We start from the raw sequence: 22,548 nt of genomic DNA on the forward strand, positions 1-22,548 counted from the left end.
AGCCCGTACAATCGCTTCCATAATTCGCCTTCCATAACATCTCCTTTCAAAGGAATTCTATTCAGGAGTATTATGAAGGCGAATTTCTTAGGGCGCAAGGACTTATATCACTTGGCGCAAAAAGTTGGAAACTGGGGGCTAAATATTTTTGAGATTGCCGCGGCCTTCGGCCTCGCAATGACACCCACCAGTTTTGATATTCGGATAGATAAATTGAAGAGCGGGGGTTTTGGGCTTATAATGGGGGCAGATGAAAAACGGGACGAAGATATATACGGTCAGCCAGATAAATACGCTAATCAAGGGGATTCTGGAAAATAATCTGCCCGGAAGGCTGACAATCACAGGCGAGATAACGGACTGGAAGCTGCACCACAGCGGGCATTGCTACTTTTTGCTGAAAGACGAAGAAGCGGTGCTGCCGTGCGTAATGTGGAAGAGCAGTTTCAGCAAGTTAAAATTCAGGCCTGAGAACGGTATGGCGGTTTTCGGCACGGGGTTTATAGATGTCTATGAGCCGCAAGGGAAATTCCAGTTTTATGTCGAAAGGATAGAGCCGGCAGGGGTGGGGGCGCTGCAGTTGGCTTTCGAGCAGATGGTGAGGAAGCTTGCGGCGGAGGGGCTTTTCGAAGAGGAACACAAAAAACCGATTCCGCCTTACCCGGAAAGGATTGGGATATTGACCAGCGAGTCAGGCGCGGCGATAGAGGACATTAAAGACAGTATCTGGAACCGCTGGCCCTGCGTGAAATTGTTTTTATACCCTGTGCAGGTACAGGGTGAAGGGGCGGCGGCGGAGATAGCGGCGGCCATCAGAGATGTAAACAGACGCAATAAAAAACTTAAACTCGATATTCTGATTGTCGGCAGGGGCGGCGGGTCGATGGAGGATTTGTGGGCGTTCAATGAGGAGGTTCTGGCGAGGGCGATTTTCGATTCGAAAATACCTGTTATAAGCGCGGTCGGTCACGAGGTTGACACCACAATCGCGGATTTGGTCGCCGACAGAAGGGCCTCGACGCCGACAAAAGCGGGCGTTGTGGCGGTTCCCGATATGCGGCAGGTGCTGGAGGATTTAGAAAATAAAAAAGAAAGTTTGAACAGAAACATAATTTTGTGCGTGCAGGACAGGGGACAGCTATTGGATGATGCATTCACGGGGTTGGCAGGTGTGCTAAAAGAATTAATGGCGGAGGGGAAGGACAAATTACACAGCTTTTATGAGCAGGTTATTAAGATTGAGCCGCACCGGCTTTTGGGCAGAAAAACAGTTGAGCTGAATGACTGGAAAAACCGGGCAGGTGCATCGGTGAAGGCGATTATGAATAAATGCGGGATGCAATTTGAAACGCAGAAGAGCCGGTTGACAGGTTTAAATCCCAAATCGGTTTTACAGCGAGGATACAGCATTACAACCAATAAAAGGACTGGCCTTTTGGTGAAGAATTTGGCGGATATACAGATTGAAGACTGCATAATTACCGAGCTTGCCGGCGAGAATTTGATTGAAAGTAAAGTGACAAACAAGCAAAATAGAAACAAATAAATCGGGGTCTGATTATGGCAAAAGACGAGAAGAAAAATGATGTCGGGAAAATGAGCTTCGAAGAGGCAATCAAGGAGCTGACCGATATTGTCGGCAAAATAGAGCAGGGCAAAATACCGCTTCAGGATAGTCTCGAACAATATGAAAAGGGGATGGCCCTGATTAAGCACTGCAAGGGCATACTTGAAAAAGCTGAGAAGCGGATTGAGAAGATAAGCAAAGAAGAGAATTCAGAATAGGATCGCGAGCGTGGCGGAACTGGCAGACGCGCAAGGTTTAGGTCCTTGTGTCCTATGGACGTGTAGGTTCGACTCCTATCGCTCGCAGTTGCAGGAGCAGCAAAGACTTATGGCAATATTGACCGAAATATTGTAATCTAATATAAGACAGAGTTAATCTTTGCAGGAAAATAGTTATGGGAAAATTTTCTTATGACGTATGCGTGGTCGGCGGGCTGGGGCATATTGGCCTGCCTTTGGGGATATCGTTTGCCAAGGTGGGGAAAAAAGTAATACTTTACGATATAAACAAAGATTCAATCGATACGGTATCGAAAGGCAAGATGCCTTTTTCAGAGGTCGGTGCGGAAAAGCCGCTGCAGGAAACAATCAATAAAACCCTGTTTATCAGCTCTGACAGGAATGTAATATCTCAAAGCCATTTCGTTATACTGACAATCGGCACGCCTATAGACGAGCATCTCAACCCGCAATTTACCCTTTTTAAAAAGTTTTTTGACGAGATAATCTTCCTGCTGAACGACCAGCAGCACATAATTATAAGAAGCACCGTTTATCCGGGGACAACAGAAAAGATAACAGAGCTGCTGCGGCAAAACGGCAAGAAGACGCGTGTTTCTTTCTGCCCGGAGAGGATAGCCGAGGGCAAGGCAATAGAGGAGGTTAGAAGCCTTCCGCAAATAATCGCCGCTTTCGACGACGACTCAATCCGCGAAGCAAGCGAACTGTTCCTGAATCTGACGACCCAGACAATACCGCTCAAACCCATCGAAGCCGAGCTGGCGAAACTTTACACGAATGTATGGAGATACCTGCAATTTGCGATTTCCAACCAGTTCTACCAGATTGCGGTCCAGAACAACCTGGATTTTTATAAAATATTCGACGCTGTAACCAACAATTATCCGCGCACGAAGGGGTTCGCCAAGGCGGGTTTTGCGGCAGGGCCGTGCCTGTTTAAGGACACTATGCAGCTTGCGGCGTTCGCGAACAACAGCTTTTTCCTCGGCCACGCGGCGATGCTGATAAACGAAGGGCTGCCGAATTTCATTGTTCAGAAACTGAAAGAAAAGCACAATCTCAAAACAAAGGTTGTCGGCATACTGGGGATGGCCTTCAAGGGTGACAGCGACGACAGCCGGGAGTCACTCTCGTACAAATTGAAAAAAGTCCTGACTATCGAAGCCGCACAGGTTCTTTGTTCAGACTCGCACGTAAAAGATGCCACACTTGTGCCGGTGGAGACGCTGATAAAAAAATCGGACATTATTATTATCGGGGCGACGCATTCGGAATACAAAAAACTCAAACTCGATTTCTCATCGAAGACGGTTGTCGATATGTGGAACTTTTTCGGTCTTGGAGGAATATTTTAAAATGAAAATTCTTGTTACAGGCTCAGCGGGTTTCATTGGAGGATACCTTGTAGAGGAGCTGCTCGAACGCGGGCACGAGATTGTCGGAATTGATAATTACTCGAAGTACGGCGAAGTCGTGAAAAGTTACGACAAACATCCCCACTATACCTTCGTGCGGGGCGACGCTAAAGACGTCGAGCTGATGAAACGTTTGGCAGCGGACTGCGACCAGATTGTCGGGCTGGCAGCAATCATCGGCGGAATAACGCTGTTCCACGAACTCGCATACGACCTTCTTGCCGAGAACGAAAGAATAATGGCCTCCACCTTCGATGCGGCGATATGGGCCTTCAAAACCAAAAAGCTAAAGAAAGTAAACATAGTGTCCTCTTCGATGGTTTTCGAGAGCACGGAAATCTTTCCCACTCCCGAAGGAGAACAGCTGAAATGCCCGCCTCCATTGTCAACGTATGGTTTCCAGAAATTGGCCTGCGAGTATTTCGCCAAGGGCGCCTTCGAGCAATACAAACTGCCTTACACCATAATAAGGCCTTTCAACGCGATAGGCACGGGAGAGAAAAAAGCGATGATGGAACGGGAGATATTTTCCGGCAATATTAAGCTTGCGATGAGCCATGTTGTCCCCGACCTGGTACAGAAGGTATTAAAGGGCCAGGACCCTCTTCATATTCTCGGCAAGGGTAACCAGATTCGCCATTATACCTATGCGGGCGACCTGGCAAGCGGTATGCGTATCTGCATCGAAAGTGAAAAGGCGGTTAACGACGATTTTAATATTTCCACGCCCGTCTCTACCACCGTGATGGAGCTGGCGGAGACAATTTGGAAAAAAGTAAACGGCGATAAGCCCTTCAGGTACGTATGCGACAACCCATTCGAATATGACGTGCAGAAACGCGTTCCTTCCACGGAAAAATCCGAGAGAATTCTTAATATCGAATGCAAAACCACTTTGGACGAGGCACTCGACGAGATTATTCCCTGGATAAAACAGCAGATTGAATTAGGAGGCTTTTAAAATCGGACTATTAAATGTCTAAACAACAATTACTAACTCCGAGTGTCGTAATTATAGCAGGTTGCATATTACTTATTTTTATGGGAGTGCTGCCTGTCCTGTTCTCGTTTGCTCCGGCGCCAAGTCTCAAGTTGTTTTTGGAATCACCTGTGTTAAAATTCACAGGAAAAGCTCTGGTATTGCTGTTTTTGCTCGGCATAATTTTCCTGATTGCCAAACTGGATTCTATGCCAATGCCGATGAAATTCATTCTTTACGCCAGTTTTTTGCTTTTGTCCTTTTTTTTAACTGATTTGCATTATTACACGGTAGACACCAAAAGATTACAGTGGCAGGTAAATCAGTACGTCAATATACTTGCAGGGCAGGAGTGTGTACCTCATCAATATCGTTTTCTGCCACAGGGTATCCTCTGGTGGATGGTTTTGTTCAGCGGAGATTTTCTTTTTGCGTACTACATATACCGTTTGTTTTTTACGTTTGCGGTATGTCTTTCGCTTTACAAGTTAAGCAGGATGTACAACCCACATAAGGATTCGCTCATAGTCGTTCTTCTATATGCGATTTTCTATCCGCTTTCAATTCGTTATTACTATGGCAATCTGCTGGACCCTATGTTTCATTCCATTTTTATTCTGGCGCTGATGTACTGTCAAAAAAGAAAAATTCGGGAGGTCTTTTTTCTCGTAACTATGGGAATGTTCGTAAAGGAAACAGTTATTCTGGCGGTGCCGTGTTACTATTTGTTGAATATGGAATTGCTGCATTCCGTGCGAAAAAAAGTGATTTTGAAGCTGGGCTTGCTGGTTGGTTGGTGTTTATTGTTATTCTTGGCGTGCAGAATTCCCTTTGGTTTCCGTTATAACATTAAGACTATCAATGGGGTGGAGCAACTTATGATTCTGAGGAATTTTGGGCGTTCAGTGGGGCTGGCAGGATACCTGCATCCGATATTGTTTATCTTCATGTGGATTCCAATTTTGATTTTCTATAGAAAGTATCTTTCTCGTTCTCTGTTCTATACTAGTATATACTTGGCTGTATCTTTTTACCTGACGAATCTGTGCTTTGGATGGAATACCGAGTCGCGAAACTTTGTTCCTGCTCTTTGCATGCTTCTTATCTCAACGGTGAGCATCTTCAATCAGATTAAAGTTAAAGCTGTTGAAAAGAGCCGGATTAGTAAGAGCTGTTCCTCGCCCTGATTAAAGTAAAGGTGTAATGAAAAAGAATTAAGGAAGAACCCACCGGTCGTGGACGGCCCACATTAGGCCAGGCACTTGACGAATTCCGTGGATAAAATAGCAGATTGAATTAGGAGGTTTCGAAATTGGAACTGGGGATAATAATTCCTGTTTACAACGAACAGACAAATATAGAAGCTACATTTCTTGCCATCGAGCAGAAAGTTCATACGCCTCATAAGATTTATATTGTTTACGACTTCGACGAGGACAATACCCTGCCGGTTGTCAAAAAGATGCAGCAGAAGGGCCTGCCTGTGGAACTATTGAAAAATCCCACACCCGGTGTTGCACATGCAATCAGAACAGGGCTGCGAAATTCTCACGGAGACTGTTTGCTTGTTACAATGGCCGACCTTTCCGACGATTACGCCGTGGTAGACCAGATGTGCCAGCTGATGTCACAGGGTTATGATGTTGTCTGCGGTTCCAGATATATGAAAGGCGGAAAACAGATTGGCGGCCCGTTTATCAAAAAACAGATTTCCCGCGCAGCGGGAGTATCTCTTAAGTATCTTGCAGGGATACCCACTCACGATGTCACGAACAGTTTTAAGCTTTATAGAAAAACTATGCTGGACAATATTGAAATCCAAAGCGAAAACGGTTTTGAAATCGGGATGGAAATAGTCGTCAAGGCCTATTTTTCAGGATACAAAATTACAGAACTACCCTGCACATGGACTGACCGGCAGGCCGGTAGCTCCAGGTTCAGAATATTCAAATGGCTGCCGAAGTACCTAAGGTGGTACTTTTATGCGTTAAAAAAAACTTTGCGCAAGATGTTTCGGCCTTGCTGAATTAAGTTGGGATTAAATTTGTATGCTACCAGCACTTGGAAGAAAGCCGCTTATCGTTATGGCTATGATCCTGCCAGCCGTGCTCGTTTTTCATTACATACGCAAGTTCGGCCTAACAATACCTTATTATGACCAATGGGAACTTGTTCCCTTGCTCGAAAAAATGCATAATCACACCCTTACTCTGTCTGACCTCTGGAGACAGCACAACGAACACCGGATAATATTTCCCAAAATTTTGATGCTGGTTCTTGCTCACTTTTCAAACTGGAATATTTTTCTCGAACTGTGCGCGAACATGGTAATAGCGACTTTTATCTTCCTGTTTCTCCTATCCATACTTCGCAGCACCTCGGACATAACTTCTTTTTGGATGAAGATATTTTTTTCTTTGATGGTATTTTCCATGTTCCAGTATGAAAACTGGTCGTGGGGTTGGCAGATGCAGATTTTTCTTTCCGTCCTTGGCTCTGTTGTCGCAATATGGGCTGCAAATAAATGGAAGGGCAGAGGCATCGGCCTTGCAGTCGCAGTATCGGGTGCAGTATTATCCAGTTACTCTTTCAATACTGGGCTGGTGACATGGCCTGCCGTGCTTGTTGTTATGCTGCTGCGGAAAGAATGGAAACGAAAGCATATTGTAATACTGCTGCTGGCCTGTATCGCGACCATCCTGCTCTACTATTATAATTTTGCAAAATGTCGTTCTCACTCATTCCTGTTCTTTTTCCTAAAACATCCCTACCTTTACGCCAGATTTGTATTAACATATTTAGGCGCCTCTCTTGGCTTGAAGTATTATTTCGCCCCTATAGTAGCACTGATTATCCTGGCTTTAATCTCATTGGCAATTATCAATATTTGGCGATTTGACAGACAGAAACTGCGCGAGTTGGCGCCCTGGCTGGCGCTGGCGTTATACGCAATTATAGCTGCCTGTATAACAGGAGTGGGAAGGACAGTCAACGGATGGGAACAGGCTTTCGCCAGCAGATATACTACTATTTCCTTTTTCCTGCCGTTATCTACTGCAGTTCTGCTCTGGCACTCGATAAAGCTGAATCCTGCAAGGAACAAGAAAAAGCGTTTGAGAAAATTATTATTCACAGTCACAATTACAGCTATGTTTATCCTATTATATATCAGCACCTGTTTTACAGGAGTGCAGGAAATGGGGATACGAGCGAGGCGTATCAACAGGGCGGCTTTCTGTCTGACCTATCCCCAAATTGCTGACGATTGGTCTCTCAAAATATTATATCCTGAACCTAAAGTCATTAGGCCGAGAATTAAAGCACTGTCTGACATGGGTATAAAATTTTCAGACCGTTGAATAAATTAAACAAATGTCTAAAGATAAATTATCAAAGCGAAGCAGAGCACAAAGAAAGTGGATAGGAAAGAATAGTTTGTCCCCTGTCGGTAAACCGCCCCCTATAGATTACCAAAAGCTTCGCAGAAACCTTGTAATTACAATAATATTCTGGACAATAGGGTTTCTGACCATTCCGGATTTGCTGTTATGGCCTAAAATGGGGCTCGATAACTCCTGGAGGGTCGGATTAAACATGGCAAGAGTTTCCGGACTCCAGTTCGGCAAGGATATTGTGTTTACCTTTGGTCCTTTGGGGTTTATGTATGATCCTGTTTTCTGCGAATCCGGTGCGTGGCTCATCTCGGTTATTTTCAACTTATTTGTGCATTTCCTGCTCATACAGACAATAGTTGTCGTAATGAAAAAGCTTTCTGCCGGTTTATGGGATTATGTGCTGATGGGCATAACATTAATGTTCGCATTACCGGTAACGTGCGTGGAATATAAATTGCTGTTCGCCCTGACGGTACTATTGTATTTTTCAATCGTTAGCCAATCCCCCACGAAACGTTTGTTAATGCTGTGTGTATTTGTGTCTTTTCTGATGGCGGTGGCGAGCCTTGTTAAATTCACCGCGATGCTGATAAGCGCCGGCGTATTGATATTTATGGTCATTTTCTACATTTACAAAAAACAGATACTTCTTTTGTGCTGTATGTTATTGAGTTATATAGTTTCTCTCCTGGCATTACTTTTCGCGGCGGGACAAAAAATTTCCAGCTTTCCGGCATACGTGCTTAACAGCGCAGAAATATCCTCGGGATACAATTCAGCCATGTATTATGAAGGCCCATGGAGGGATGTTTTTGTCGGTTTTTTTGCAGTAGGGCTGTTAATCTTTCTGATGGTGAGCTCAATATTAAAGAATAAACCCGGTTTGATATCTTTTATCCTTATCAACATTGGTTTTTTGTTTGTTAGCTTTAAGCACGGTTTTATCCGTCATGATGCACACATAAATGTTTTTTTTGCTAATACGCTTCTGGTATTCTGCATTATATGGATAGCAAACAAAAAACAATTTACCCTGCTGCAGCGTTGTTTGTCCCTGGCCCTGATATTAGTTTTCATCGGCTTAATTTTCAAAGGTAACCAGAAGCTGATAATCCCGGATTTGGGGGGAAAATTTAAAATAGTCAGATCGGCGGCAACTTTAGCGACCATGGACGCGACCAGCAAAGCCCGGCTCCTGGAAGGTATCAAGCAAAGAGTAAAAGCGACCTATTCGTTGAATAACGAAACTCTTAGGTATGTAGATAACAAGACTGTAGATATAATGCCGTGGGAAATTTCAATGGCCTTTGCCTACGGTATGAAGTGGACACCCCGGCCTGTTTTTCAGTGTTACAGCGCATACACAGACAAACTCGATATGCTTAATTCCAAATATTTCGAAAGCGCAGATGCGCCGGAAATATTGCTGTACACCTTCTCGTTTTTCATGGACAAAAGATACCCGCTGTTCGATTCGCCGGCGACTTTCAGAACTATTTTGAGAAAATATAAACCTGTATTTATAGACAACCAGTATATCGTCCTGCGGAAAGCGGATATTGATACTCCGCCTGCCTCAAAAATAATATCGGTTCTCGATACGGAAATAGGCAGGCCGATACCGGTGCCAAGAATCAGGGACGGATATTTATTCGCGAATATCGATATGGATTATAATTTAATCGGGAAAATAGCAGAGCTGTTTTATAAAGTTCCGGGTGTTAAAATTAGAATGACCGGTAATAGAGGTACGTCTGAATACAAATTTATTTTTTCGCCGGCGGGAAACGGTATATTCCTGTCACAGTTTGTTGGCGACTCAGGAGAATTATTTAACGTCTGGCAGGGGAAAATGGATGACAGATATGATCTGGACTCGATAACCATAATTGCCGACAGTCCGTATTTTTACGGCAAAAATATACGGGTGGAATTTTTCGAAGTTCCACTATGAATTAATATCAAGTTGCTTGCCTAAAGCTTGGCTTGACCTATGATATTAAATCGATGTCTGCATTTAATTAAACAACATTAAAGGAAAATACTGTTCAGAGAGGTAATGATATGGTCGATTCTCTTTTTCATCTCAAAGAAAAACAAACCAGCGTAAGGGTTGAGATTGTAGCCGGGCTGACAACATTTCTTACGATGGCCTACATTATATTCTCGCAGCCGAATATTCTCGGCCCCACAGGAATGGACAAGGATGCTCTTATCGCGGTGACCTGCATCGTATCAGCGATTGCCACGATAATAACGGGTATTTTTGCCAATGCTCCGATAGCTATGGCGCCGGGTATGGGGCTAAACGCAATCTTTGCATATCTTGTTATTTCGGGCAAGATGGATTGGCAAACGGCTTTGGGGGTTGTGTTTTTGTCGGGTTTGTTTTTTATGGTTTTGACTTTGCTGGGATTGAGAAAAAAGATTGTCGAGGCGATACCGGCATCGCTTATTTCGGCTATCGCAGTCGGGATTGGACTTTTTATTACATTTATGGGGCTGGCAGATTTGGGTATTGTTGTTTCCAATCCGATTACTATTGTTTCGGCAGGGCCAATAACCTCGACGGTCTTAATAGGATTTGCCGGGTTGCTTGTGATGATTTATCTGGAGGCGAAGAAAATAAAAGGGTCGCTGCTTGTTGGTATTTTGGTCGCCACGGTTTTAGCGGCTGTCTTCGGGAAGATTGAGATTCCGGAGCGGTTTATCTCCCTTGATATAGATATCAGCCCTATTGCGCTGAAACTTGATATTATCGGCGCTCTTAAATGGAGCTTTTTCGGCAGCATATTCACGTTGATGTTTGTAGATATGTTCGACAGTATCGGCACACTTGTTGCCTGCTGCGGCCAGGCCGGCATGGTCGATAAAGATAATAAAATCAAAGGGCTGGACAGGCTTTTGAGTATCGATGCGGCAGCGACTATGGTCGGGGCATTGTTCGGAACCTCAACTACCACTTCTTACGCCGAGTCGGCAGCAGGTATCGAGCAGGGCGGGCGAACCGGTTTGACGTCGATTGTTACGGGGCTGCTGTTTCTGTTGGCTTTGTTATTTATACCTGTTGTCCGAATAGTCCCCCAGTATGCGACTGCACCGGCGCTTATTATGGTCGGGTTATTTATGATGAAAGAGGTAAAAAGAATTAACTTCGCGAATATCGAAGAGGCGTTTCCGGCCTTTATCATTATGGTAATGATAGCCCTTAGCTACAGCATCAGCGCGGGATTGGCGTTCGGCTTTATATCATTTGTAGTCATAAAGACTGTCTGCGGTAAAATCCGCGAGGTCAAACCCACTATGTGGATGATTGCATTACTTTCTATAGGCTTTTTAACACAGGACAGGCTCGGTGAGCTAATCAGCCGGTTAATAAACACTGCAGGATAAGAAAGGGAAAATTTTTATATGGTTATGTGTTTAAGAAAATATTCGCCTTATTTTTTAATCTTACTAACTATTGCTAACTCATTTATTTGTTCTGCTTGTGCAGGCGAAATCTTTATTACTTACCAGAAAAATCAGACGCCGGCGGAAATAGGAGAGCGCTTGGTAAAAAATCTGCTTAGCCGCAAAGATTTTATGCTTTATGGAAAGGAAGGTCTCCATTACGCCGAGGCCTGTACCGGCTATAGTGCATATCGTTTTGCGGCCCTGACCGGTGATAAAGAACTACTTGCCGAACTGGACAAACGCTATGGCAGCGTGTTCGACACAAACGGGCTTATTTCGACAAAGCCGCACGTCGACCAGGCAGTTATAGGAATTCTGCCGCTGGAAATGTATATGCGAACGCATGATAAAAAATTTCTTGAGATGGGTTTATCTTTTGCGGACAGACAGTGGCAGGGGCCGCAGGAAGATGGCTTAACGAGCCAGACCCGCTGGTGGATTGATGATATGTATATGGTCGGTATGCTGCAGATGCAGGCATACAGGGCGACAGGCGAAATCAAGTATGCAGACAGGGCGGCATTGCAAATCGCCGCATATCTCAAAAAGCTGCAACAGCCGTCCGGCCTGTTTTACCACGGCCCCGAACATCCTTTCTATTGGGGACGCGGGAATGGCTGGGTGGCTTCAGCCCTGACCGAGGTTCTCAAATCTTTGCCGCAGGACCACCCCAAAAGAGGCCGGATTATGGATGGTTATCTCAAAATGATGGCGACCCTTCTGAAATATCAGTCTAAAAATGGGATGTGGCGCCAGTTGATTGACTACAAGCCCGCGTGGGATGAAGGTTCGTGTACCGCGATGTTCACCTATGCGATGATTACGGGAGTTAAAAACGACTGGCTCAAAGGCGACGAATATCGTCTCGCAGCGCAAAAGGGCTGGGACGCACTTTGCTCGCACCTTGACGGGCAGGCAAACCTCGGCGATATATGTGCCGGCACGGGCCAGGGGGACAATATCGAATACTATCTTAACAGGCCAAAATCGTCTGGAGACCTGCATGGGCAGGCGCCCTTGCTGTGGTGTGTCTGTGAATTGCTCGATGCGAATCCGACAATTCAGGCTACTGAACAAATGCAGCAGGATAAAAAAGGAGGCAATGTTATGGAAATAAAAATTACAAGTTCTGCTTTTGCCGAGGGTGGGATGATTCCGCCGAAGTACACCTGCGACGGCCAGAGTATTTCGCCGCCTTTGGAATGGGGCGCGGTGCCCGAAGACACCAAGAGTATCGCTCTTATATCAGACGACCCGGACGCAGTTGTGGGAACGTGGGTGCACTGGGTTTTGTTTAACCTGCCGGCCGATGCCGGTAAGCTTGAAGAAAACATTCCCCTGGATAAGACTTTGCCGAACGGCGCCAGGCAGGGCGTTAATGACTCACGCAGGGTTGGCTATGGCAGCCCCTGTCCGCCGAGCGGAACACACAGGTATTTCTTTAAGATTTACGCGCTCGATACGAAGCTCGATTTGCCCGCCGGTGCTAACAAAGGCGAATTGCTCAAGGCGATGGAAGGACACATCCTCGGGCAGGGACAGCTAATCGGCAAATACAAAAGGAAATAAACGTCCGGCTTGTTGGTTGTAATTCGGCGGCGTGATTAGGGAATTTAGAGCTTTTGCGCCGCAGAGGCTATGTGCATTCCAAGCATCATAAGATAGTCCAAATCGGGGAGGCTGTAGTGGTCGTCGCGGAAAGTGTTATTGGCATATAACACGCCAAAACAGCCCGCCGGGCCTACTATAGGCGCTATCACCACGGAGCGAATCTGGCCTTTTTCATCCTTGGTCATATCTTTCGAGAAGATAAAAAGCAGAAAGTGGCTTTTCTCAATTGCCTCGTTGATTTTTTCATTGAGTTTTATATTGCTCAGCTCCAGCGTTTTACCATCCCTGGTTCTGCCGGCGTGATGTGTCATCGGGCCTGCAGGCTCACTTCTCAGTGCACACCAGCTATGATATGTCCCGAGCTGTTTTGATATGAGATCCAGTAAGGTCAGCAGCAGCTCATCTGCGTTGCCTGCTTTGTTGATTGCCTCAATGGACCGCAGCAAATCCATTCCTCTTTGGGGCGGTAGTCTTATAGGCGGAGCATCCGTCGTATCTAATTTTCTTTCTATAACTTGTGGTACGCCGACTGATACGCCGGGTGTTCCGGGTGGTGCGGATGCAGCAGGTGCAGCGGCAGGTTCGGATGCGGCAGGCGCAGGTGCAGCGGCTGGTGCAGGAGGTGTTGCGGTTGCGGCGAGTGTATCATCCAAATGAATTTGTTTTTCAGCTTCTTCACCATCTTTGAGATTGATTTCGATAATGTGGTCGGTTATGCGAAGACAATCGCCGGTTTTAATCTCAACCTTGTGAATTGCCAGGTCGTTCAGATATGTCTTATTTGCCGAGTCGAGGTCTTCGACCATCCATTTTCCATCCTGGGTGCTGAAGATTACCGCGTGCTGTCTTGAGACCGCCGCGTCGTGCAGGAAAACCTGGCTGGATTCCTGCCTGCCTATATAAATAGGTCCCTTGGCGAACCGAAATTCGTTGACAGTTCGACCGTTTTGTTTTACAACCAAAAGCACCGAGTGTCCTCCCTATGTTTGGATTATAAAACTCGTACACTCTGTATATTATGCACAATTTGACGTAATTTGTCAAGTAAAACAATTGCAATTACCGGATTGCTCTGATGGGTATAGAGGCAACCTCTAAGAAAAAGTTAAGACGTGCCGTGATGCGGGTTGTGCCGGCAATGGTGGCATTATTGATTTTCCTGTCTATTTACGGCGCGTTTCTCGGTCCATGCCGGGCAAAACCCTTTTTTAACTCACCGGCGTTATCCGTCTATTGGTTAGCTTTAATGGCTCTTTTGGTAACGGCTTTTGCGGCTTTTTGCAGGCCGATTCGCCTTCCCGGCCTATTTCTGATGCACGGCGGCTGCATTCTCGTTCTCGCCGGCGCGCTCTGGGGCTCAGGTGCCAGCCTTAAAATCCAAAATCAGCTTTTTGGGACTGATAAAATCCAGGCAGGTCGAATGATAATTTTTAAAGGAAATGCTGAAAAGCGCATCTGGCTGGAAGACAGCGGCCGTATTAAGGAATTGCCCTTCCATATAAAACTTAATGACTTCCGGATTGAATATTATAAGCCCGAATCCGTCCGGGATTACATAAGTGACATCCAGGTCGTCAAAGATGGAAGCGTTATCGCGGAAAAAAGCATCGAGGTAAATCACCCGCTCCACTTTGGCGGGTACCATTTTCACCAGAACTCTTTTGACCCCGAGGCGCACAAATATACTGTTCTTTCTGTTATTTCCGATACGGGTTTAAACCTTGTTTACGCCGGCTATCTGTCGCTCGGCATCGGCGTCTTCTGGCATTTCTGGTTAAGACACATTTTTACAAAGCAAGTAAATGGAAATTAAATACACAATTCAAGGCCTGCTGATTTACGCTGCTATCGCTGCGTACCTGCTTGCGTTTCTGGCTGTGCTGCTGCGTCACCCGAAAGTCGGCCACGTCTTATACGTATTTGGTTTTGTGGCCGCAGTTTTGGCTTTCGGGTATCGATGGTATCACGCAGGCCATATACCTTTTCAAAACCTTTTCGAGGTGTTCCTGAGTTTGGGTATGATGATTTATCCGGTCTCATTATTTTGCCGGCGTATCCTGCGCGTAGGCGGGTTCTCAGCCGATATGCTCATAGGGGCGATGGTTCTTTTTCCTGCCGGCTTTGTCTTTAGCGCCGAGCCGCAGCAGTTACCGCCGGCCCTGCAAAGCTGGCTTTTTGTGCCGCATGTCGCCGTCTATATGCTCTCATATATTTTTATGGCCAAAGCTGCCTGCCAGGCCGTTTGTCAGCTTCGCGGTCAGCAGGGGGACGAACACCTTCTATCCTCTGAAGATGCGACCTATCGTATGATTTGCGCCGGCTTTCCATTATTGACGCTCGGCCTAATCCTCGGAAGCGTCTGGGGCAAACTCGCCTGGGGCGATTACTGGAACTGGGACCCGAAAGAACTCTGGTCTTTGGCGTCCTGGCTGGTTTACGTTGGATATTTCCATTTCCGCTATATGTTTCGCAAGACACATTCCCGCTGGAACAGCATTTGGGCAATTGCCGGTATGGCGGTCATTGTTATAACTTTGCTTTGGGTGAATCTCTCTAAAATCTTCCTTGGTCTGCACACATACGCAACCTGATATTATTGTGCTATAGTGCAAATCAGCCATAGTTAAAACTTTCCCTGCCTTTTGAATATGCCTGAGGCGGTAAGTGTTTTTAATAGGCCTTTCGACTACGCTCAAGGCAATTTTACCCACCATATAGGCTGGTAAAATTGGCTTTGTTTGGCTTTGTTTTTGCAACATCGAAAGCTCCGAATTTTTGCTGTAACTGGTTGTCATAGAATTAGTTATATTCATTTTTGGCGTTTTGGAAATTGGCTTTGTTTGGCATATTTTATGTTCAAAATGATTGAAATCTCCGGTCAAGACAGACGAAAATCGGAGATAAATCCGACATTTTTTAAACGGATAATCCAAATAAAATAAACGAAATTTCATAATTCAATTAACCTTAGCCGGAAGGCATTTTTAAGCTCCGCTTAGTTTTAAGTTTTTAGTTTTGAGTTTTTAGTTAATTTGCGGAGCGATCCCGCCAAAAGACGGCGAGGTCTTCGCTACGCTACGATATTTGAATTGGGCCTATCCGCCAAACGAATGGCGAGATAAACTGGACCTGAAACCTTGCCCACCGGGGCGATATGCGTTCACCTTCTGGCAAACTGGCGGGTATTATACCAAATTTTGGGCAAAAGTCAAGAAATTAGCCGCGAAAAGGCACAAAAAACGCAAGAAAAAATTAACCACGAATGGACACGAACAAACACAATTGTTTTACCGCGGAGAGCGCAGAGAACGCAGGCTTAAAGAGTAAGTTAGGAAAAGGCAGGATACACGGGAAATTTTTGGACCCGCTTGGGGATGGCTTACGCCATTGTAAAATGAACGCGGTTTGGGTAGAATTAGGGGGCAATTCAAAATCTAAAAATAAAAGGTAAAATAGGTGGCTGAGCCGAGATTCACTTGAGTAATGTAAAGGACTCATCAGAGCACGAATGGCACGAATTTGATTGGGGGCAGGCTCCTCGAATGCCGATTGGCCCACATAATAAATTGAAACTATATGCTGATGCCTGTATACCTCGCTGTATAATTGAAGAATTGAGAGCAGTGGGGCTACCTGTTGAGGCTGCAACGGAAATTGGTAATGCAACTCAGCCAGACGAAAACATACTCCAGCAGGCCAAAAAGCTACACAAAATCCTTCTGACTATGGATAGAGATTTCTGGGACGACCGTAAACATCTACTGCAAAAGGGACCTGGTGTTATTTTTGTGGATATTCCACCTGATCAGGCAACAAAAGCCATTGACGGTCTTGCGAGATTTTACACGCTATTCGCAAAGCACTATCCACTTGATTGGTGGGAAAGCATGAAAGCTCGAGTCACCGAGTCCGGATTTGTCCTAAAGTTTCATGCTTGGGAAGGAAAAATAAAAGAAGAGGAGTTTCGTCTAACGGACAATGGGAAACTTATAACTCGTGCAATCAAATAGACCGAAGTTGGTTACATTTCCTTATCTATTGCCTCGAGCACGTTCAGCCATCGCTCGAAAATAACGACTCCCTGATCTCATATTGTATTGCTCCATCTTTTCAGCCGTTCTGTCAAGCATAGCAGCCGCTTTTTCATTGGGATAAAAAACTTCAGATCCCTCTTGCAGTACTATCGGGGCATTTGAGAGAATCTTAGCATCTTCTTCGTTCTCACACTTAATCCAAATGCCTCTGTCATTCTTTACTTCCCATGTACCGTCATCAGATTGCCTTAACGGCAAGGGTTCTACTTTCTTGGTCATGTTTACCTCCTTATCAAGTATCTTTCTCCGAACTGACATTTTTTGATCCTTTGATTGAATATATAGCACCGGCTGTCAGGACAAATACAATAATCCACTGGATTGTCAAATGAGCTAAGGCAAGATCTGGTGGGTCCGTAGATAGCAAAAAATCATAAGAAACGTCTCCAAAACGAGAAGAAGAATTAGGGGGAAATAAACCCATTAGGACAAAAATACTTATCCCGACCCACATAATTATTTTCTGTTTTTTATTCATGTTTTCCTCTGATGGGTTCTTCAATATAAATACGACTACCAGAAGATTTGGTTATGGAGTTGACGATGCCATTCAGCACTAGTTCTCATTAGATTTTTCCGCCGATTGTCCAGTGGGTTATTATTCTTGTGGTGAACATGGTACCCTTTAACATATTTTAATCCTTTGACTAACCGGTGCATTGAAACCCTTTCGCTCCAGCAATCTTTCGTAATAGCATAGCCATTCTTATCTTTGTACCAACTATATTGGTTAATTTGATCGTAATCTCTGTTTTCTACAATTGCGTAACCACCATTCTCTAATGGGATGTAGCGTGGTTCAAAAGGATTTCGCTGGATATCTCTTTGTCTCTCCCAAAATACTTTGAGTTCTTTGGCATGACAGCTTTCACAGATACGTCTTGTGTAGTGCCCAAAATCAGTTACAAAAACCCATTTTTCGTATCCACACTTAGGACATTTTGATGGTGCTTGTTGCTGTCTTATTAAGTTGCCCGTTTTATTCTCTTTTATATCGTAGGCTATTTTGAATGCGAGAATATACGAAAGAATTATGGTCGCAATTATTATTAGTGGCATCATTTAATTATCCTTTTAATAGGAACACATTTTCCTTTTTGGCCACTTAATCAGATGTCTATTCAAAATAAAAACCTACAAATCTACGTTGACTAAAAATAAAAGTAAAATTCGTCACATAACTTATTAAAATGTGGATTTCCCGCAATGGTTATATCGTCTGGAAACAAAGACTGCTTAAGAAGCCAAAGGCCGATAAATTGAAAAATAGGTTTGTCGGGGCAGGACAGTCGCCGTGGCGGCGACTGCTAAACAAGATTCAGCGTAAAGTTAATAGACCCACCGGATAAACCGGTGGGCTTTAGGATTAAGTGGATAGGTCCGCACCCTACTTTTTACTGGCAGGGGGGCGGGAACTGCATATAATAGTCGAATTATCTAACCCGCCTCGCCGCGGGCGAGTCGTGGCGGGCAGGAGAATTTGGGATTATGAAATACGACGAAAAAGACCTCTTAGCCAAAGCAGCAAAACCTCAGGAAATAGCTTCGGAGCTTCATTCATATTACAGGGGCAAAATAGCTGTAACGGCCAAGTGCCGCATGAGAGACATGCATGATTTCGATATATGGTACACGCCTGGTGTCGCATCTCCATGCAGGGATATTGTCAGCAATCCTGAAAAAGTTTACGAGCTAACTAATAAATGGAACACCGTCGCCGTTGTCAGTGACGGCACGCGCGTGCTGGGCCTCGGAGATATAGGGCCTGCGGCGGCTCTTCCTGTTATGGAAGGAAAAGCCCTGATTTACAAGTATCTCGGCGGCGTCGATGCGTTTCCGATATGCCTTGATACGAAAGACCCTGATAAATTTATAGAGATTGTCTTGGCACTGCATCCTTCCTTCGGAGGGATTAATCTCGAAGACATAGCGCAGCCCAAATGTTTTTACATACTAGACAGATTGAGGAAAGAAAGCCCGATACCGGTATGGCACGACGACCAGCAGGGGACAGCGACGGTTACACTCGCCGGTCTTATCAATGCTTTGAAGGTAGTCGGCAAGAATATCAAGGATGTAAAAATCGTTTTTATGGGCGCTGGCGCAGCGAATATAAGGATTGCAGACCTTATTTTTCAGTTCGGCGCCGATGCGAAAAAATGCATTATGTATGACAGCAAAGGCCCGCTTTGCAAAAGCCGGACAGACATAATGGATGACCCTTCTCTGAAGGAGAAAGCAAATATCTGCCGGATTACCAACGAGTCCGGCTTCGAAGGCCCAATCGCCGAAGCGTTGAAAGGGGCGGACGTGCTGATTTCGCTTTCAAAGCCCGGCCCTAAAACCATTCAAAAAAAATGGATATCAAAAATGGCAAAGGATTCAGTTGTCTTTACGTGCGCCAATCCGGTACCTGAGATTTGGCCCTGGGAGGCAAAAGAGGCCGGCGCAAGGATAGTCGCGACCGGCCGCAGCGATTTTCCGAATCAGGTGAATAACTCGCTCGGTTTTCCGGGAATCTTCAGGGGAGCTCTTGACGTAAGGGCCAAAACAATAACCGATGAAATGTGCATCGAGGCGGCAAGAGAATTGGCAAAAACCGCTGAGGATAAAGGACTAAGTGAAGATTATATAATTCCCTCTATGGATGAATGGGAAGTGTTTCCTCGCGAGGCCGCTGCCGTCGCAGCGAAGGCAATTGAGCAGGGAATAGCTCAAATAGTTTTACCGCGGACAGAATTGTATAAACAAGCTGAAGCAATCATAAAGACAGCAAGAGAGCAAACCCGACTGCTGATGAAAGAAGGATTCATAGCAAAGCCGGATAAAGAATTTTAGCTCTTTTCCCACCAAAATTTTGATACTCGATGTTTGTTGAATTTTAGCCGGCAATTTCGTATTATGAGCCGCTTATTGTTGAAACTGCGTTTGAATTGCAGGGGCTTAAATGGAACTGATAAGGAAGATAAAAGAAGCTGAAGCAGAATCGCAGCGGATAATAGAGCGTGCTAAAGCAGGCGCGGTCGAGTCAGCTCAAAAGGCCAAACAAGCCGGGCAGCAGGCTCTTGAACAGGCCGAGCGAGACAGGAAAAAGGCGATAGAATCCGCCGTCGCCGCCGGACAAAAACAAGGTCAGGCCGAAGCTGCGGAGCTTAAAGTCAAAGGACAGCAGCAGCGGAAACAGTTGCGGGCCAAAGCAAAAACGCGAATGGACGCCGCGGTCAAATCGGTAATGGAATATCTCGAGAAGTAGCGATGGCTATAGTTCAAATGGCCAAATTTATGATTGTAAGCCACCGCGGCGAAGCGGGCCGGCTGCTGGAAGCACTTCAGCAGGCGGGGATTTGCCAGATACTCAATGCCGATGCCGCCGCTATCAGCAAAGAGATGAAAGACCTCGAGCGGGGCGGGGAAAAACCAAGAGATATAGAAGAAACACTTGGTCAGCTTGCCAGAGGCGTCGATTTTTTGAAGCCATACAGCAAACCGGCGAGAGGGCTGTCTGCGATATTAGCACCCAGGACGGTCGTGGACAAACGCACTTACGAGCAGGTAACGACCGATGAGGCGATTCTGCAAGTTGCCGAACAATGCAGCCGGACTAAATCGGCGATTGAGAAGCTTAAATCAGAAATTGATAATCTTAACTCGCATCTGGCGGAGCTTAGACCATGGGAGGGACTGGACGTCATAATCGGGGAACTCGGTCAGCTCAAACGGACCAGATGCTGGCTGGGTTTTGTTCCCGTCCAGCGTTTCGAGCAGCTTAAACAGGATTTGGTACAAGCCGGTGCGATAATTCAATCCGTTGGCCGGGCGGGGACTAAGAAAATCTGTGTGGTTGTTGCGCTCAAAGACGCAGAAGAGCAGACAGGCAAGTTGTTGCGCTCGGCTGAATTCGACCAGGCCGAACTCAATGGCGTAACAGGGACCGTAGCCGAGGCAATGAGTGAAACCACAGGCAGGCTCAAAAAGGCCGAAGAGGCCCTTGCTGGTCACCGGATACAAGCCGAATCGCTTACTAAACATCTTTTGAAGCTTGAGATTCTTTATGACTACTATTCGAACCTGCTGAACAGGGAACAGACCGAAAAGTCGGCCCCGGCGACTAAACAAACGATTATTTTGGAGGGTTGGGTCAGGCGGAAAGACTTCTCCCTGCTCGAAAAAATCGTCGGCCGTTTCTCGGCATCGAGCTTACATAAAATTGCCCCGGCCGAAGATGAGCAAATACCAGTCGAGATAGAAAATACCAATGTCATAAGGCCCTTCGAGGCGATAACCCGGCTGTATGGGATGCCGCAGCATTTCAATATCGACCCGACCGTCTTTTTGGCGCCGTTTTTTATTGTGTTTTTCGCGATGTGCCTGGCCGACACCGGATATGGGCTTTTAATGGTGGCAATTGTGGGTTGGATTATAGTGAAAATGCAGGGCGACAAAAAACTGCTTTGGATGCTGGGCATTTGTGGTATTTCCACGATGATATTCGGGGCGATGACGGGCGGATGGTTCGGGGACGCGATTCCGCAGTTCATACCGGCCCTAAAACCTTTAAGAGAAAAATTAATGCTTTTCGACCCGTTGTCGAACCCCGTTCCCTTTTTAGTGCTTTCCATCGGGTTTGGCTACTTCCAGATAAACTTCGGTATAGTGATAGCGATGGTGCATGATTTGAAACGCAGGGATTTTGTAGCCGCGGCATGCGACCGGCTGACGTGGCTGGTGATGCTCAACTCGCTGGTATTATTCGGGGCCGGCAAATTCAGCCTGATTGACAGCCATATCGGCGGGATATTCGGCTGGATAGCGATTGTGCCCGCAGTTGCAATCCTGCTTTTCAGCCATCGCCAGGGCGGCTGGGGCGAGCGCCTCGGAATGGGTTTTTACAACGTCTTCAGCTCCGTGTTTTACCTTGGCGATGTTCTCAGTTACCTGCGGCTGATGGCGCTTGGTATGACTGGTGCTGGCTTGGCAATGGCGGTAAACATTATCGCCAAGCTCGTGATGCATATACCTTACGGCATAGGGATAATACTGATGATACTGATATTGGTGGGCGGGCATTTGTTCAACCTGGGTATGTCGGCGCTGGGTGCGTTTGTTCACACGCTGCGGTTGCAGTATGTGGAATTTTTCCCGAAATTTATCATCGGCGGCGGCAGAAGTTTCGAGCCGCTGAACAAACAATATAAACATATTTATATAGCAGGTGACGAAAAAGCGATTTTGAAAGATTAGAGACAAAGGTTTTTGAGAAAGAGAGGTCTGTCAGATGGATTACGGAATGGCATTAGCGTTACTGGGTGCGGGGCTGGCGGCGGCGCTGGCCGGCATCGGCTCAGCAATAGGCATAGGAATATCGGGTCGAAGCGCAGCCGGCGTGCTCACTGAAAAACCGGAAAGATACGGACTGCTGTTCGTTATGGTTGTCCTGCCGGGAACGCAGGGTTTTTACGGGTTTTTGGGCGCGTTTATGGTGATGATAAAATTGAATATCTTCGGCGGCGGGCTTAGCACGCAACTCGGAACACAGCTTGGTCTGGCGATTCTTGCTTCGTGTCTGCCGGTAGGTTTGGCTGGCATGCTGAGTGCTATTCATCAGGGCAAGGTTTGTGCGGCCGGTATCTTAATGGCTGCCAAAAGACCGGATATGGCGTTCAAGGCAGGCGTCGTTTACGCTGTTATGGTCGAGGTATACGCGATTCTCGGGCTGCTTGTAACGCTGTTTCTGCTGCTGTTTGCGATTAAATGGCCGGCGATGGCGGCAGCGGCTGGTGCTTAATAAACAA

21 protein-coding genes and 1 tRNA gene are annotated in these 22,548 nt (G+C 46.0%); 19 read left to right on the forward strand and 3 right to left on the reverse strand.

All coding sequences use genetic code 11. From position 1 onward, the window contains the following. The 12 genes from PHG53_04005 to PHG53_04060 all read left to right on the forward strand — a co-directional run. Positions 1–321: hypothetical protein (locus PHG53_04005; GenBank protein ID MDD5380789.1), on the forward strand; the 321-nt coding region annotated here is incomplete at its 5' end. Continuing rightward, positions 251–1,546 carry an exodeoxyribonuclease VII large subunit gene (xseA, locus tag PHG53_04010; protein MDD5380790.1) on the forward strand — a complete coding sequence of 432 codons (1,296 nt, stop codon included), beginning with the start codon at positions 251–253 and terminating at the stop codon, positions 1,544–1,546. The genes PHG53_04005 and xseA, both read left to right, overlap by 71 nt. A gap of 14 nt (positions 1,547–1,560) precedes the next feature. Further along, positions 1,561–1,785, forward strand: a complete 225-nt coding sequence (xseB, locus tag PHG53_04015; protein MDD5380791.1) for an exodeoxyribonuclease VII small subunit — start codon at positions 1,561–1,563, stop codon at positions 1,783–1,785. Positions 1,786–1,789: 4 nt separating this feature from the next. After that, positions 1,790–1,872: transfer RNA gene (locus PHG53_04020), tRNA-Leu, on the forward strand. Positions 1,873–1,961: 89 nt separating this feature from the next. Next, a complete protein-coding gene (locus PHG53_04025) occupies positions 1,962–3,161 on the forward strand; it encodes a nucleotide sugar dehydrogenase (protein ID MDD5380792.1) in 1,200 nt (399 codons plus the stop codon). Between the two features lies 1 nt (position 3,162). Continuing rightward, complete coding sequence (locus tag PHG53_04030; GenBank protein MDD5380793.1) at positions 3,163–4,182, forward strand: NAD(P)-dependent oxidoreductase; 1,020 nt, start codon at positions 3,163–3,165, stop codon at positions 4,180–4,182. Positions 4,183–4,196: 14 nt separating this feature from the next. Beyond that, positions 4,197–5,387 (forward strand): hypothetical protein, encoded by a 1,191-nt coding sequence (locus tag PHG53_04035; GenBank protein MDD5380794.1) that lies wholly within the window; start codon positions 4,197–4,199, stop codon positions 5,385–5,387. A 125-nt stretch (positions 5,388–5,512) separates the two neighbouring features. Beyond that, on the forward strand, positions 5,513–6,226 hold the full coding sequence (locus tag PHG53_04040; protein ID MDD5380795.1) for a glycosyltransferase: 714 nt from the start codon (positions 5,513–5,515) through the stop codon (positions 6,224–6,226). Between the two features lie 22 nt (positions 6,227–6,248). Then, a complete protein-coding gene (locus PHG53_04045; GenBank protein MDD5380796.1) occupies positions 6,249–7,559 on the forward strand; it encodes a hypothetical protein in 1,311 nt (436 codons plus the stop codon). A gap of 13 nt (positions 7,560–7,572) precedes the next feature. Beyond that, positions 7,573–9,549: a hypothetical protein gene (locus PHG53_04050; protein ID MDD5380797.1), complete on the forward strand. Its 1,977-nt coding sequence runs from the start codon at positions 7,573–7,575 to the stop codon at positions 9,547–9,549. A 110-nt stretch (positions 9,550–9,659) separates the two neighbouring features. After that, positions 9,660–10,988 (forward strand): NCS2 family permease, encoded by a 1,329-nt coding sequence (locus tag PHG53_04055; GenBank protein MDD5380798.1) that lies wholly within the window; start codon positions 9,660–9,662, stop codon positions 10,986–10,988. Between the two features lie 192 nt (positions 10,989–11,180). Beyond that, on the forward strand, positions 11,181–12,620 hold the full coding sequence (locus tag PHG53_04060; protein MDD5380799.1) for a YbhB/YbcL family Raf kinase inhibitor-like protein: 1,440 nt from the start codon (positions 11,181–11,183) through the stop codon (positions 12,618–12,620). 44 nt (positions 12,621–12,664) lie between these two features. On the opposite strand, the gene PHG53_04065 is transcribed toward PHG53_04060, so the two are convergent. Then, positions 12,665–13,624 carry an FHA domain-containing protein gene (locus tag PHG53_04065; GenBank protein ID MDD5380800.1) on the reverse strand — a complete coding sequence of 320 codons (960 nt, stop codon included), beginning with the start codon at positions 13,622–13,624 and terminating at the stop codon, positions 12,665–12,667. Positions 13,625–13,737: 113 nt separating this feature from the next. Here PHG53_04065 and PHG53_04070 point away from each other — a divergent pair, with 113 nt between their 5' ends. The 3 genes from PHG53_04070 (at position 13,738) to PHG53_04080 (ending at position 16,672) form a co-directional block, all read left to right on the forward strand. Further along, positions 13,738–14,475, forward strand: coding sequence for a cytochrome c biogenesis protein ResB (locus PHG53_04070; GenBank protein MDD5380801.1), 738 nt, complete (start codon positions 13,738–13,740; stop codon positions 14,473–14,475). After that, positions 14,465–15,253 carry a cytochrome c biogenesis protein CcsA gene (gene ccsA / locus PHG53_04075; GenBank protein MDD5380802.1) on the forward strand — a complete coding sequence of 263 codons (789 nt, stop codon included), beginning with the start codon at positions 14,465–14,467 and terminating at the stop codon, positions 15,251–15,253. The genes PHG53_04070 and ccsA overlap by 11 nt, the downstream gene beginning before the upstream one ends. Before the next feature lie 951 nt (positions 15,254–16,204). Beyond that, positions 16,205–16,672, forward strand: a complete 468-nt coding sequence (locus PHG53_04080; protein MDD5380803.1) for a DUF5615 family PIN-like protein — start codon at positions 16,205–16,207, stop codon at positions 16,670–16,672. 21 nt (positions 16,673–16,693) lie between these two features. On the opposite strand, the gene PHG53_04085 is transcribed toward PHG53_04080, so the two are convergent. Both PHG53_04085 and PHG53_04090 read right to left on the reverse strand, forming a co-directional pair. Beyond that, entirely contained in the window at positions 16,694–16,975 is a 282-nt protein-coding gene (locus PHG53_04085; protein ID MDD5380804.1) for a hypothetical protein, read from the reverse strand. A 294-nt stretch (positions 16,976–17,269) separates the two neighbouring features. Next, entirely contained in the window at positions 17,270–17,818 is a 549-nt protein-coding gene (locus PHG53_04090) for a hypothetical protein (GenBank protein MDD5380805.1), read from the reverse strand. 426 nt (positions 17,819–18,244) lie between these two features. On the opposite strand from PHG53_04090, the gene PHG53_04095 reads away from it, so the two are divergent. The 4 genes from PHG53_04095 to PHG53_04110 all read left to right on the forward strand — a co-directional run bounded on the left by PHG53_04095 (position 18,245) and on the right by PHG53_04110 (position 22,541). Beyond that, positions 18,245–19,594: an NADP-dependent malic enzyme gene (locus PHG53_04095; protein MDD5380806.1), complete on the forward strand. Its 1,350-nt coding sequence runs from the start codon at positions 18,245–18,247 to the stop codon at positions 19,592–19,594. 109 nt (positions 19,595–19,703) lie between these two features. Beyond that, the gene (locus PHG53_04100; GenBank protein ID MDD5380807.1) at positions 19,704–20,009 is read left to right on the forward strand and encodes a hypothetical protein; all 306 of its coding nucleotides are present in this window, start codon (positions 19,704–19,706) and stop codon (positions 20,007–20,009) included. A gap of 2 nt (positions 20,010–20,011) precedes the next feature. Further along, the gene (locus PHG53_04105) at positions 20,012–21,997 is read left to right on the forward strand and encodes a V-type ATP synthase subunit I (GenBank protein ID MDD5380808.1); all 1,986 of its coding nucleotides are present in this window, start codon (positions 20,012–20,014) and stop codon (positions 21,995–21,997) included. Between the two features lie 34 nt (positions 21,998–22,031). Then, entirely contained in the window at positions 22,032–22,541 is a 510-nt protein-coding gene (locus tag PHG53_04110; protein ID MDD5380809.1) for a V-type ATP synthase subunit K, read from the forward strand. The last annotated feature ends 7 nt before the right edge of the window (positions 22,542–22,548 follow it).

This window comes from Phycisphaerae bacterium, from assembly GCA_028714855.1.
GTDB lineage: Bacteria > Planctomycetota > Phycisphaerae > Sedimentisphaerales > Anaerobacaceae > CAIYOL01.

Excerpts from the sequence above, each read along its gene's own strand:
- PHG53_04090 (MDD5380805.1), bottom strand. The coding sequence starts at position 17,818 with ATGATGCCACTAATAATAATTGCGACCATAATTCTTTCGTATATTCTC.
- PHG53_04110 (MDD5380809.1), top strand. The coding sequence starts at position 22,032 with ATGGATTACGGAATGGCATTAGCGTTACTGGGTGCGGGGCTGGCGGCG.
- PHG53_04050 (MDD5380797.1), top strand. The coding sequence starts at position 7,573 with ATGTCTAAAGATAAATTATCAAAGCGAAGCAGAGCACAAAGAAAGTGG.
- PHG53_04085 (MDD5380804.1), bottom strand. The coding sequence starts at position 16,975 with ATGACCAAGAAAGTAGAACCCTTGCCGTTAAGGCAATCTGATGACGGT.
- PHG53_04045 (MDD5380796.1), top strand. The coding sequence starts at position 6,249 with ATGCTACCAGCACTTGGAAGAAAGCCGCTTATCGTTATGGCTATGATC.
- PHG53_04070 (MDD5380801.1), top strand. The coding sequence starts at position 13,738 with ATGGGTATAGAGGCAACCTCTAAGAAAAAGTTAAGACGTGCCGTGATG.
- ccsA (MDD5380802.1), top strand. The coding sequence starts at position 14,465 with ATGGAAATTAAATACACAATTCAAGGCCTGCTGATTTACGCTGCTATC.
- PHG53_04100 (MDD5380807.1), top strand. The coding sequence starts at position 19,704 with ATGGAACTGATAAGGAAGATAAAAGAAGCTGAAGCAGAATCGCAGCGG.
- PHG53_04060 (MDD5380799.1), top strand. The coding sequence starts at position 11,181 with ATGCTTTATGGAAAGGAAGGTCTCCATTACGCCGAGGCCTGTACCGGC.
- PHG53_04095 (MDD5380806.1), top strand. The coding sequence starts at position 18,245 with ATGAAATACGACGAAAAAGACCTCTTAGCCAAAGCAGCAAAACCTCAG.
- PHG53_04030 (MDD5380793.1), top strand. The coding sequence starts at position 3,163 with ATGAAAATTCTTGTTACAGGCTCAGCGGGTTTCATTGGAGGATACCTT.
- xseB (MDD5380791.1), top strand. The coding sequence starts at position 1,561 with ATGGCAAAAGACGAGAAGAAAAATGATGTCGGGAAAATGAGCTTCGAA.
- PHG53_04025 (MDD5380792.1), top strand. The coding sequence starts at position 1,962 with ATGGGAAAATTTTCTTATGACGTATGCGTGGTCGGCGGGCTGGGGCAT.
- PHG53_04055 (MDD5380798.1), top strand. The coding sequence starts at position 9,660 with ATGGTCGATTCTCTTTTTCATCTCAAAGAAAAACAAACCAGCGTAAGG.
- PHG53_04035 (MDD5380794.1), top strand. The coding sequence starts at position 4,197 with ATGTCTAAACAACAATTACTAACTCCGAGTGTCGTAATTATAGCAGGT.
- PHG53_04080 (MDD5380803.1), top strand. The coding sequence starts at position 16,205 with ATGCCGATTGGCCCACATAATAAATTGAAACTATATGCTGATGCCTGT.
- xseA (MDD5380790.1), top strand. The coding sequence starts at position 251 with ATGAAAAACGGGACGAAGATATATACGGTCAGCCAGATAAATACGCTA.
- PHG53_04105 (MDD5380808.1), top strand. The coding sequence starts at position 20,012 with ATGGCTATAGTTCAAATGGCCAAATTTATGATTGTAAGCCACCGCGGC.